Below are 12689 nucleotides of genomic sequence, written 5' to 3'. Positions count from 1 at the left end.
TCCTACAATTCAATGCTCATGCCGTCGTAAGCCACTTCGACATTGCGCCGCACCAGCTCCGCTCGCTCGGGGGAGTCTTCATCGAGGATCGGGTTGGTGTTGTTGATGTGGATAAGCACTTTGCGCTGTTTGGGCAGTTGCTCGAGCACTTCAAGCATGCCGCCGGGGCCGTTCTGTGCCAGGTGGCCCATCTCACGCCCGGTGCGGGTGCCGACGCCACGGCGCTGCATTTCATCGTCGTCCCACATCGTGCCGTCCACCAGCAGGCAGTCACTGCCGGCCATGATGTCCAGCAGCGGTGCGTCGACCTTGCCCAGGCCCGGGGCGTAGAACAATTTGCCGCCGGTGCGCAGGTCTTCGACGATCAGGCCAATGTTGTCACCGGGGTGCGGGTCGAAACGGTGCGGCGAATAGGGCGGTGCGGCGCTGCGCAACGGCAGCGGGGTGAAGCGCAGGTTGGGGCAGGCCGGGATGGTGAAGCTGGCGTCCAACTCGATGCGGTTCCAGGCCAGGCCACCGTTCCAGTGGGTCAGCATGGTGAACAACGGGAAACCGGTGCTCAGGTCTTCGTGGACCATGTCGGTGCACCACACCTGGTGCGGGCAGCCTTCGCGCAGGCTCAGCAGGCCAGTGGTATGGTCGATCTGGCTGTCCATCAGGATGATTGCGCTGATGCCGGTATCGCGCAGGGCGCGGCCCGGTTGCATGGGCGCAAAGCCCTGGAGTTGTGCGCGGATATCCGGCGAGGCATTGCAGAGCACCCAATTCACGCCATTGTCGGAGATCGCGATGGATGACTGGGTACGCGCCTGGGCCCGCAGGCTGCCATCGCGAAAACCTGCGCAGTTCACGCAGTTGCAGTTCCACTGCGGGAAGCCACCGCCGGCGGCGGAACCTAGAATCTGGACAAACATGATCGCTCCATCAAGCACAGCTCAAAACAAAAACGCCCCGGGCGAACCGAGGCGTTGTGTCACTCAGCCAATTAACGGCTGGCGAAGTACATGGTGACTTCGAAACCAATACGCAGATCAGTGTAAGCAGGTTTGGACCAGGTCATATTCTTACTCCTATCAAGGGATGGGACGTTCACTACCAAGTAATACATATAGTCCACCTCCCATTGGAGATGTTCAGATATTGCTGCGCAATGTTACGCAATTTTATTCAAGTTAGCGCTGTCTCGGTGGAGAAAGCCTGTTGCAGGGTTGGCAACGATCACGGCGCTGCTTGCCAGTCGTCGCTGATGCGCGGCCCGTTGGCCACGCATTGCCAGCCGCCTGCGGCGTCATTGAGTCGTTGCGCGGCGCGCTGCACATCCTCGCGCGTGCACGCTTGGATCAACTGTTGAATCTGATCCAGATAACCCGACGAATGGCCTGCCAGGTGCGCATGCCAGAGCAAGTCGGCAGCTTCGTTGATAGGCAGCGTCTGGGCCGCGAACTGCTGTGCGAGGGCCTGGTTACCCAAGTCGGGACTGCGCTCGATCAACGACGGCAGTTGCCCCAGGAAGGCCTGCAACTGTTGGACGATGCCGTCTAGGGAGATGGTGGGCGACTGCACCCCAAACAACAGGCCTGTTTGGCCGTTGATCTGTCGGATGCCGCTGAACACGGCGTAGCCGATTTGCAGTTCGACTCTCAAGCGCTGGTAGAACGGCCCCTGGAGCACGTGCCCGAGCAACCGCCAGTTGGCTTCATCGGCTAGGGATTGAGTCGGCGTCGGGCAGAATAACAGTAGCGCTGCTTCGCTGGATTCGGTGCTGACTGCGTGCCAGCGCTTTTGTCCGTCAAGGACGTGAGGTGTATAAGGCACGCTTGCCGGTTGCCCAGGCAGCCGGGCCGCTGCGGCTTTGATCGCGGCTTCACTGGCGGGGGGTAGGCCAGCGCCCAGCGCCTGCCAGCGCGCGGTAGCCCATGATGCTGTTGTCTCCTGAGGCTGGGGCTGAACACCCGCGCAGCAAGCGGGCAACGCCTTGAGCAGTTCGCGGATGGCGATCATCGGCACGGGAGCGGTCGGTGGCAAAGGTTCATCCGAGTCACTCAGACACCGCGCCAACGCTTCGAGCACCGCCGGCATGGGCTCGTGGAGGCCGTGCATCTTCACTTGCCAGTCAGTGGCGATCGTTTCGCAAGACAACTCGACGCCGGCCTGGCGTGCCTGTTCGCGCAACGGCCGCAACAGGCTTTCCAGCCCGGTGGGTACCGCCGAGTCAAACCGCCACTGCAGGTACAGCGCGCCTTCGCCAGTGTCCTCCGCCAACGCCTGGCTGAAGGTCAACGCTGACAGCTCCCGTCGGCCCCGTGAGCGATCCTGGGCAAAGGTGCGCAAGCCACGGTGGGCGCTGGTTTGGCCACGAATCAGGCCCGCGCGTTCTTCCTTGGCGGGCGCACGAAGCAAAGGGTTATTGGGCGGCAGTTGCCAAGGGTGCCGGGAGGCGGGCAGGTGCAGTGAGTCGAGCATGGCCTTGAGGACTGCGGCGCCTTGTTCCGACAGGTCTTGGGCATCGTTGCGCGCCAACGCCAGGGCGCCTTGGACCTGTTGCTGGCGAGCATTGAGTAAGGCGAACTCTTCGCGTAATGCTGTCCAGTCGCTGTGTGCGAAGAAACTCAGCCAGTCGTGCAGCAACTCTTCGATCGACGTGGCCGGTTCGCGCGCGCTGCCGAGAGTGAAGTGGATATCCAGCACGGCTTGATCCGCGAATTGGTACAGCACGGACGCCTGCAGCGCGGTGGCCAGTCGTCGTGCTTGCAGCTCGGCGAGCAACCCACCGGCGGCCGAGGCGTTGAGCCAGGTGCAGAGAAACGCCAGCGCTTCCCGTGGCGCGTTACAGGTAATGACCTGATGCAGGTGTTGGCCGGCGACGTGCTGATAACGGTGTGCCGGGCCATGCATCAAGGCCGGTGGAGCGGCCTGGGGGTGCAATGGGCCGGGCGTCAGTTGGTCACTGAACTGCTGGGCCAAGGCCTGCAGGTCGGCCAGCGATTGTGGACCGGCGAGGCTCAAGGTCATCTGCCCGCTTTGATAAAAGCGTGCGTGGAACCCTCGCAAGGCATGCTGAAAGTCGTCGCTTTCCACCGGCAGGCTGTCGCGGTTGCCGGCATGAAAACCGCGCAGGGGATGATCCGCCGCCAAGCCTTGCAGCAGCGTCACTTGCTGTTGGGCCTTGGCATCCTGGGACCAGGCGATGAACTCCGCCTCCAGCACTTCGCGTTCACGTTGTTGATCGTCGAGGGCCAGGCGCGGGTGAGCCAGCATGTCCGCCAAACGCGCCAGCCCGTCTGCAAAAACCGGCACCGGCAGTTCAAAGAAGAACTCGGTGGTGCGCTCACGGGTGCTGGCGTTGACCTGCCCACCGTGGCGCTGCACGTAGGCCATCAGCCCTTCGCCGGCTGGAAAACGCTCGGTACCGAGAAACAACAAGTGCTCAAGAAAATGCGCCAGCCCAGGCCAGGCCAATGGCACGTCATGGCTGCCGGCAGCCACGTGTAAAACGGCGGCGCAGCGTTTCAAGCGTGGCGCATGGCGCAGGCAAACCCGCAGGCCATTGGCGAGGGTCAGGTGAAGGGGATGAGGGTGAACCGGCGCAGGCATGGGCACTTCCGAGGCGTGGGAAGTGCCTATGCTAGCAAACCCAATGGGTCAGGGCTTGTGCAGTGCGCCGTAGAGTTCGGCGCGACGGTCTTGCAGGTAGTGGTTGGCGGCGCGGGCGTCGACAATAGATTGGCGATCCAGGGTGCCGACGATCAAGGCTTCATCCAGGCCGGCCTGGGCAATTCGCTGGCCGTCCGGCGCGGCAATGCTGCTTTGCCCGCAGTAGTGAATCTCGCCTTCGTGCCCGCAGTAGTTGGCATAGGCCACAAAACACTGGTTTTCAAAGGCTCGCGCCCGCACGGTGACGTCGGCAACAAAGTCGAACGGCACCATATTGGCGGTGGGCACCAAAATCAGTTCGGCACCGGCGAGGGCCAGGCGCCGGGTGTTTTCCGGAAACTCCAGGTCGTAGCAAATCAGCATGCCCACCTTCCAACCGTTCAATTCCACCACCGGAAAATCATCGGGGCCGGCGCTGAACATCGAATGGTCAAGATCGCCAAACAAGTGGGTCTTGCGGTAGTTGCACAGGCGCGTGCCCTGGGCGTCGATCAACTGCACGGCGTTGTAGACCTGGCCGTCTTCGGCCCGTTCCGGGTAGCCATACAGGATCGCCAGCCCGGCACTTTGCGCCAGTTCGGCAATCGCCTGCGCCGATGGCCCATCCTGTGCCTCGGCCAGTGCGCCAACGGCTTCGGCGCCAATGTTATAGCCGGTGAGGAACATCTCTGGCAGCACCAGCACATCGGCGCCGTGTGCCTCATGGGCCAGTTGATGCAGGCGCTGCAGGTTGGCGGCCACATCCAGCGGCAGCGGCGGGCATTGGTACAGGGCGACACGCATGCTCAACTCCTTATTCTGCCAGGGCGATTGGCCCTATTTCATCGAACACATCGCCTGGGCCTGGGTTCTCCGGGTGGGTGCTGCCACCGAAGTGGTTCATGATGCCCCATACCGCGTTGAGCGAGGTTTGTACCGCGCCTTCGACCCAGGCAGGCGTCCACGATACATCATCACCCGCGATGAATATCCCGCGTTGTTCGGCGGGCATATCCTTCTGCATGAAGTGCGCATACATCCGTTGGTTGTAACGATAGTGACCGGGCAAGGCACCTTTGAAGGCCCCGAGGAAATGCGGGTCGGCCTCCCAGGACACGGTGATCGGGTCGCCGATGATGCGCGCCTTGATGTCGACCTTGGGGTAGATTTTCTTCAGTGCATCGAGGGCCAGTTTCACCCGCTTGTCGATAGGCTGGGGCAGCATCTTCAGTGCGTCGCTCATCCACGAGTAGGACAGGCAGATCACCCCCGGCTTGTCGTCACCGTTATCGAACAGGTAGGTGCCACGGGTAAGGCGGTCGGTGAGGGTCATGCTCATCAGGTCGCGCCCGGTTTGCGGGTCTTTGTCTTTCCAGAATGGGCGATCAACCATCACGAAGGTTTTCGAGGACTGCATGTAGCGAGTGCGATCCAGGGCCATCCACATTTTTTGTGAGAACAGGGTTTCGTCGCATTCGATCTGGGTGGTCAGCAACCAGCTTTGGCAGGTGGTCAGCACCGCCGCGTATTCGCGGGTGTCGCCATAGTTGTCGGTAACAGCAAAGCGGCCATCGGCGGCGTGGGCAATGCGCTTCACGCCTGCCCGTGGTGCGCCTCTATGCAACGAGCTCAGGCTGGTGCCGGCCGGCCAGTGGGCGCAGCGTTCCGGCACATGGCGCCAGATGCCCATGGGCACTTGTGCCACGCCACCGACGATCAAGTGTTGATGATCATCGCAGTTGGTCATCACCACGCGGAAGATTTCCAGCATGGAGTTGGGGAAGTCAGAGTCCCAGCCGCCGGTACCGAAACCGACCTGGCCAAACACCTCGCGGTGGTGGAAGGACAATTTGGCGAAGGCTTTGGAGGTGGCGACAAAGTCGTAGAAGGTACGGTCATCCCACAGCGGCACGAGCTTGTTCCACAGTTCCTTGAGCCGTGGCACGTCGCGGTCGCGGATCGCCTGCTGGATATCGCCGAACTGCGAACCGGCCTCCAAGGCGTCGGCCCAGGCATCGGCGACTTCCTGGAACAGTGCCGGTAAATCGGAGAGTTTTTGCGCGTAGTGAGTCTGGCCTTCCAGATCGATCACAGTGCTGCCGGACGCCGGCGTCAGCGGGTTAGGAAAGGGCTTGGTTTCCAGTCCCAGTTTGTCCACGTAATGGTAGAACGCCGTGGACGACACCGGGAACCGCATGCCGCCCAGCTCGGCGATGATGCCTTCGGCGCCTTCAAAGGCCTGCGAGCGCAAGCGGCCACCCATCTTCGAGGCTTCATACACCACGGGCTTGAGCCCGAGTTTCATCAGCTCGTAGGCCGCCACCAGGCCCGCGATCCCGGCACCGACGATCGCCACTTCGGCGCCATGGTTAGCCGCAGGAATACTGCCCAGCCCGGCGGGGTGTTCGATCCAGTCATCAAAGGCAAACGGGAAATCCGGGCCGAAGATGGTGATGGGTTTCTTGCCATCGCCCGGGTGGCGATTGGGCTTGCTGAGAGTGCTGGACGGAATGCTCATGGCTGACCTTACTGACGGCTCGGCGGGAGGAGGGCCCGTTGAGTATAGGAAAAGATGGCAGTCAGTTTAGGGAACGTTGCGCGCGTTAATAAGGCGCAATATGTCGTCGGATTGCGCTAGTTTTAGTCAATGTGACGAGTTAAGTGGTCAGATTGGTTGTCCGCGATCCAATTTGTTACTGAGGATGATCGAGGTGGTGGTTTTCTCCACACCGTCGACACTGCCGATCTGGTCCAGCAATTGGTCCAGTTGCTCCGGCGAATCGGTGCGCAGCCAAGCCACGTAATCGAACTCCCCACTCACCGCGCACAACTGCTGCACCTGCGCCATGGCGCTTAGCCTGCGCAACACCTCTTTGCCCGAACGGGGTTGCACGGTAATGCCCACGTAAGCCTGCAACCCACCATCCGCAACGCGCTGGCCCAGGCGCACGCCGTAACCGGTGATGACCTGGGTTTTCTCCAGGCGTGCCAGACGCGACGTGACGGTGGTACGCGCGATGCCCAACTGCCGGGCGAGCATGGCCACGCTTTCACGGGCGTTGAGCTGCAGGGCGGCGATCAGTTGGCGGTCGATTTCGTCTAGGGCGGGCAAGGGGGGCTCCAGTGCGGGGGCAATGGGCAAGCATGGTACAGGCTTGGCCTGGCTGAAAGAACCGTGATGCCAGATACGCAAAAGCCGCGCAGTGCGCGGCTTTGAGTATGGTGGGCCCAGTAGGACTCGAACCTACGACCAAGGGATTATGAGTCCCCTGCTCTAACCAACTGAGCTATAGGCCCTCAGTAGGTCGCGGATTATAGCGATGGTTTGTTCACTGTGCCATCCGAAAAATCCTTGTGCTGTGTACGAAGGAAGCTGGCGGCAAAAAGCTCCGGCGGCAGGGGCAGGCTGACGATGTAGCCCTGCATCTGTTCACACCCCTCGCTTGCGAGGAATGCTTGTTGTGCCGGGGTTTCCACGCCTTCGGCGATGATGGTGAATTGCATGCTGTGGCCAAGGGCGATGATGGCGCGCACGATGGCTGCATCGTGAGGGTCGTCGGGCAAGCCGCGGACGAAGGATTGATCGATCTTGAGGAAGTCCAGGGGCAGGCGTTTGAGGTAGCTGAGGGACGAGTAGCCGGTGCCGAAATCATCGATTGCCAGCTGTACGCCCAGGCGCTTGAGTTGGTGCAACACCGCCAGTGCTTCTTCGGCTTGGCTCATGATGAAGTTTTCGGTGATCTCCAGCTGCAGGCAGCCCGGTTCGAGGTGGTAATCGCGCAGCAGTTGTTCGATGCGTGATAGCAGGTTGGGGTGACGCAGTTGCGCGCCTGCAAGGTTGACCGACAGGGGGCCGAAATCCTTGAAAGCCGCTTGCCAGGCGTGCAGCTGCCGGCACGCCTGTTCCAGTACCCAGTCTCCGATTTGCAGGATCATGCCGTTCTCTTCGGCCAGGGCAATAAAGTGTTCGGGCGGGACCTCGCCCAAGGTCGGGTGGTGCCAGCGGATCAAGGCTTCGGCACCGATCAGTTGTTGGGTGACCAGGCTGCGTTTGGGTTGGTAATACAGGCTCAATTCTTCACGTTCGATGGCGCGGCGCAGTTCGTGCTCCAGCGCTACGCGTTCATTGGCCTGGGCGGTCAGGTCGCGGGTGTAGCGCTCGACCCGGTTGCGCCCCTTGGCTTTGGAGCGATACATCGCGGCGTCGGCATTTTTGACCAGGGTGGCGACGTCGGTACCGTCTTGCGGATACAGACTGGTGCCGATACTCGCGCTGATGAAGAACTCATGCTCGCCGGCCTGGAATGGCGGGGTAAAACAGTCGAGCAGTTTGTTCGCCAAGTGCTGGGCGTCGCTGGCCTGTTGCAAGCCGGGCAGCAGGATGATGAATTCGTCGCCGCCCAGGCGAGCAACGGTGTCCACGTCCCGCAACTGCTCCTTGAGGCGTACGGCGATGTCTTTGAGCAGCAGGTCGCCGACCGGGTGGCCGAGGCTGTCGTTGATGTGCTTGAAGCGGTCGAGGTCGAGAAACAGCACCGCACCCTGTTTACCACTTTCCTGCTGGCCGTTGAGTGCGGCCTGCAACCGGTTTTCAAACAAGGTGCGGTTGGGCAGGCCAGTCAATGGGTCGTGGTGGGCCTGATAATCCAGGCGGGCCTGGGCCAGCTTGAGGCTGGAGATGTCGGCAAACACAGCAACGAAGTGCGTGACCAATTGCTCGCGGTTACGCACAGCGCTGATGGTCAGCCAGCTCGGATACACCTCGCCGTTCTTGCGGCGGTTGGAGATCTCTCCTTGCCAGTGGCCATGGGTCGTCAACTGGTGCCACATTGCCGCATAGAACGCGCTGTCGTGCAGGCCGGAGGCGAGCAAGCGCGGGGTATGGCCAAGGGCTTCAACCTCGCTGTAGCCGGTTATCTCCGTGAAGGCGCGGTTGACGGCGCTGATGTTCTGTCGTGTGTCGGTGATCAAGACGCCTTCGGCGGTGCTTTCGAACACCGTGGCGGCCTGCTGCAGTTTTTCCTGCATCAACTGGCGTTCGGTGATGTCCCGGGCGATGGTCAGCATGCAGTCTTCGTCGCCAATCGGCAGTGGGCGGCTGGACACTTCGCACAGGCGAATCTGGCCGTCGGCACGACGGATATGGCAGATGAAATCGCGGACAAAACCGTCGCGCTGCATCAATTCCAGCATGTGCTTGCGTTCGTTGAGGTCGACCCAGATGCCCAGGTCCAAGGCAGATTGGTCGAGTGAGGAGGCGCTGGTGAATCCGGTCAGGTGGCTGAAACCCTCGTTTACTTCGATCAGCAGGCCGTCGCTCTGGCGGCTCAGCAGTAAGCCATCTGGGGAGGCATGGAAGGCTTTGGCAAACTTTTCTTCGGAGGTTTGCAGCCGCTGTTGGGTTTCCTTGAGCTGAGTGATGTCCCGCACTACCACCACCAAGGCTTCAGTGGTATCGAGTTGGAACGGCTCAGCTGAGATCAGCCCGGTAAATGCCTGACCATTGCTGCGCAGAAAGGACATTTCCAGGTTACGGATACTGGTGGTCTGTACCCGCTGCAGCAAATCCGGACCGACGCCCTGAATGCCCCATATATTCAGATCTGAGGCGGTTTTGCCCACGACCTCATCAAAGCTCAGGCCAATCTGGTCCTCGAATGCCTTGTTGACCTCCAGCAAACAACCATCAGACAACCGAGCAATCACCAGGATGTCCGGGCACTGCTGAAACACCGAGGCAAATTTCTGCTCGGACAGTTGCAGGGCTTCTTCGGTGCGCTTGGCTTCGCTGATGTCGATCATCAGGCCGCGCAGCACCGGCTCGTGGCCGTGTTCGATCAGGCTGACAATGTCACGTACCCACAGGCAGCGGCCATCAGCGGTGATGACCCGGTAATCAATACTGTGATCACGGTTGGCACGAGTTTCCCGATAGCAATAGGCCTCGGCGCGGGTCAGGTCAGCGGGATGGATGATGTTGCGCCAGAAGCCTGGAATCAGCCAGTGGGCGCGGGGATAGCCAAGCAGGTCTTCGGCATGGGGCGACACATAGCTGTAGGTGAAGTCGCTGATGCTTGCTTCCCAGACGATGGCGGACAAGCTCTCCACCAAGCCGCGATAGTGGTACTCGCTGCTTCGCAGTTCTTGCTCAAGGGCGACCCGACGGGAAATTTCCGAGCTGAGCCGGCGATTGATCCGAATGACGATCGCCAGCACTGTACTCAACAGCAGCACCGCTGGCAGGCCGTACGTGAGCAGGTCAGCCCAGAAGGTGCGGTGATCGGTGAAGCTGCCGACCCAGTGTTGCTGGATCGCATCAGTTTCGGCTGAACTGAGATCGGCGAGGACTTTGTCCAGGATGCCCACCAGGATTTTTTCATCCCGCGGGACACCCATCGCCAGTTGGTAGCGGTAAGGCGTTTCGCCGCTGACGTACAGGCCGTCGAGCTTGAGTTGGCGCAGGCTCCAGACGCTGGAGGCGAGGTCGCCGACCACGGCATCCACTTCATCGGTGGCCAGGGCTTGCAGCGTCGAACTGACGTTGGGCAGGGCGACCAGATTCAGGTCCGGATGGTGGGTGCGGAGCAATTCATGGGGGGCGTAGTTCTCCACCACGGCAATTTTCAGCCCGTACAAATCCTTGAGGCTGCGTGGTTTCGCGCCGCCTTCATGGGCCAGGATGACGATGGGAAAGTCGAGATAGGGGCGTGTGAAGGCCAGGAAGTTTTGGCGTTCGGGGGTGGACATAATGCCCGGCAGCAGGTCGAGCTGATTATTGCGGGCTTGTTCAAGCACTGCGGTCCAGTTAACTGGTTCGATCAGTTTGATTCGCACACCCAGGCGGTCCTGGAGCAGGCGTACGTAATCGGCTGCCAAGCCCTGATATCGGCCATTTTCATCGCGATATTCAAAAGGTGGCCAAGACGCATCCACGCCTAGGCGCAGCTCCTGATGGTCCGCCAACCAGCTACGCTCATCATCCGTAAGAGTCAACGCGCCAGCCGTTGCGGTCCAGGTCAGCAGCGACAGCAGTATCACGGTCGGCAATCTGGGCATAACGGTCTCGTTATGGCACGGGGAATGTCTCGAGTGTAGACGGGCATTGCGAGGGTGGGGTGGTGCGGGGCGGTTAATCTGTCAAAGCAATCGGTAGAAAGCAAAACCCCCGGCCTGGGCCGGGGGGTCTGGTATCACTCGTCGAGGAAGGAGCGCAGATGCTCGCTTCGCGTCGGGTGGCGCAACTTGCGCAGCGCCTTGGCTTCGATCTGACGGATCCGCTCACGGGTCACGTCAAACTGCTTACCGACTTCCTCAAGGGTGTGGTCGGTATTCATGTCGATGCCGAAACGCATGCGCAGTACCTTGGCTTCACGGGCAGTGAGGCCGGACAGTACGTCGCGAGTCGCTTCTTTCAAGCTCTCAACAGTGGCGACATCGATTGGCGACTGCATGGTCGAGTCTTCGATGAAGTCACCCAGATGGGAGTCTTCGTCATCACCAATCGGCGTTTCCATGGAGATCGGCTCTTTGGCGATCTTCAGTACCTTGCGGATTTTATCCTCAGGCATTTCCATGCGTTCGCCCAGCTCTTCCGGGGTCGGTTCGCGACCCATTTCCTGCAACATCTGCCGGGAAATGCGGTTGAGCTTGTTGATGGTCTCGATCATGTGCACCGGAATACGGATGGTGCGGGCCTGGTCGGCGATCGAGCGAGTGATCGCCTGACGGATCCACCAGGTGGCATAAGTCGAGAACTTGTAGCCGCGACGGTATTCGAACTTGTCCACCGCCTTCATCAAGCCGATGTTGCCTTCCTGGATCAGATCAAGGAATTGCAGGCCACGGTTGGTGTACTTCTTGGCGATGGAGATCACCAGACGCAAGTTCGCTTCAACCATCTCTTTTTTCGCGCGGCGGGCCTTGGCCTCACCGATCGACATGCGACGGTTGATGTCTTTGATTTCTGCAATCGTCAGGCCGGTTTCGGTCTCAAGCGCGGTCAGCTTCTGCTGGCAACGGATGATATCGGGCTGCAGGCGACCGATGGCTTCGGCGTATTTCGCCTTGCCCTTGGCCAGTGCGTCGCTCCAGCTTTCGTCAACTTCGTTGCCCGGGAACTGGCGCAGGAAATCGGTACGCGGCATGCGCGCATCACGCACACAGAGCTGCATGATCGCACGCTCTTGGGCACGCAGACGCTCAAGGGCGCTGCGAACACGCTCAACCAGGCCTTCGAATTGCTTGGGCACCAGCTTGATCGGCATGAACAGCTCAGCCAGGGCCACCAGCTCGGCAATCGCCTGCTTGTTGCCGCGACCGTGCTTCTTCAGGGCCTTGCGGGTGATTTCCATTTGATCGGAAACCGCACCGAAGCGCTGGGCCGCGATGACCGGGTCTGGACCGCTTTCGGCTTCTTCTTCGTCGTCGCTGCTTTCAGCTTCGTCGTCGTCGGAGTCGTCGTCCGCTTTTGCGGCTTTCGCATCAACAGGCGGCGGTACTTCGGCGGCAGGCGGCGCAATGCCGTCGTCCGGGTCGATATAACCGCTCAGGACGTCAGACAGGCGGCCACCTTCGGTGGTGACGCGAGTGTACTCGGAGAGAATGTGGTCAACCGTGCCAGGGAAGTGCGCAATGGCGCCCATCACTTCACGGATACCCTCTTCGATACGCTTGGCGATTTCGATCTCGCCTTCGCGTGTCAGCAGCTCGACGGTACCCATTTCGCGCATATACATGCGCACGGGGTCTGTCGTGCGGCCGATATCGGTCTCTACTGCAGCCAGCGCGGCAGCAGCTTCCTCAGCGGCGGCCTCGTCGGTATCAGCGTCGGCCAGCATAAGGGAATCCTTATCTGGCGCGACTTCGAATACGTTGATCCCCATGTCGTTAATCATGCGGATGATGTCTTCCACCTGCTCAGGATCTGAAATATCCTCAGGCAGGTGGTCGTTGACCTCCGCGTAAGTCAGGTAACCCTGCTCACGACCAAGAAGTATCAACTCTTTGATACGAGACTGCTGTTGCGCTTTTCCGGACATAACACCCTATCCACTGAA

The 12689-nt window shown here is 60.6% G+C and carries 8 protein-coding genes and 1 tRNA gene; all 9 read right to left on the bottom strand.

Annotation, left to right across the window (positions count from 1 at the left end; translation table 11 throughout):
• Positions 1–2 precede the first annotated feature (2 nt).
• The 9 genes from pqqB to rpoD all read right to left on the bottom strand — a co-directional run bounded on the left by pqqB (position 3) and on the right by rpoD (position 12671).
• On the bottom strand, positions 3–914 hold the full coding sequence (pqqB, locus tag HBO10_RS06010) for a pyrroloquinoline quinone biosynthesis protein PqqB (protein WP_034128837.1): 912 nt from the start codon (positions 912–914) through the stop codon (positions 3–5).
• 71 nt (positions 915–985) lie between these two features.
• Complete coding sequence (gene pqqA / locus HBO10_RS06005; RefSeq protein ID WP_003194766.1) at positions 986–1060, bottom strand: pyrroloquinoline quinone precursor peptide PqqA; 75 nt, start codon at positions 1058–1060, stop codon at positions 986–988.
• A 158-nt stretch (positions 1061–1218) separates the two neighbouring features.
• Positions 1219–3594 carry a pyrroloquinoline quinone biosynthesis protein PqqF gene (gene pqqF, locus HBO10_RS06000; RefSeq protein WP_080757750.1) on the bottom strand — a complete coding sequence of 792 codons (2376 nt, stop codon included), beginning with the start codon at positions 3592–3594 and terminating at the stop codon, positions 1219–1221.
• A 48-nt stretch (positions 3595–3642) separates the two neighbouring features.
• Complete coding sequence (locus tag HBO10_RS05995) at positions 3643–4437, bottom strand: carbon-nitrogen hydrolase family protein (RefSeq protein WP_034128836.1); 795 nt, start codon at positions 4435–4437, stop codon at positions 3643–3645.
• A 10-nt stretch (positions 4438–4447) separates the two neighbouring features.
• Entirely contained in the window at positions 4448–6151 is a 1704-nt protein-coding gene (locus HBO10_RS05990; protein WP_034128835.1) for an NAD(P)/FAD-dependent oxidoreductase, read from the bottom strand.
• Positions 6152–6298: 147 nt separating this feature from the next.
• On the bottom strand, positions 6299–6745 hold the full coding sequence (locus tag HBO10_RS05985) for an Lrp/AsnC family transcriptional regulator (RefSeq protein WP_003194755.1): 447 nt from the start codon (positions 6743–6745) through the stop codon (positions 6299–6301).
• Positions 6746–6853: 108 nt separating this feature from the next.
• A tRNA-Ile gene (locus tag HBO10_RS05980) sits at positions 6854–6930 on the bottom strand.
• A 15-nt stretch (positions 6931–6945) separates the two neighbouring features.
• A complete protein-coding gene (locus tag HBO10_RS05975; protein ID WP_169921954.1) occupies positions 6946–10689 on the bottom strand; it encodes an EAL domain-containing protein in 3744 nt (1247 codons plus the stop codon).
• 134 nt (positions 10690–10823) lie between these two features.
• Entirely contained in the window at positions 10824–12671 is a 1848-nt protein-coding gene (gene rpoD, locus HBO10_RS05970; RefSeq protein ID WP_034128833.1) for an RNA polymerase sigma factor RpoD, read from the bottom strand.
• Between the last annotated feature and the right edge of the window lie 18 nt (positions 12672–12689).

This window comes from Pseudomonas sp. WS 5503 (assembly GCF_012985385.1).
Classification (GTDB): Bacteria; Pseudomonadota; Gammaproteobacteria; order Pseudomonadales; family Pseudomonadaceae; genus Aquipseudomonas; species Aquipseudomonas paracarnis.
The sequence above is the reverse complement of the archived record's forward strand: the minus strand, read 5'-3'. Positions and strand labels throughout refer to the sequence as shown.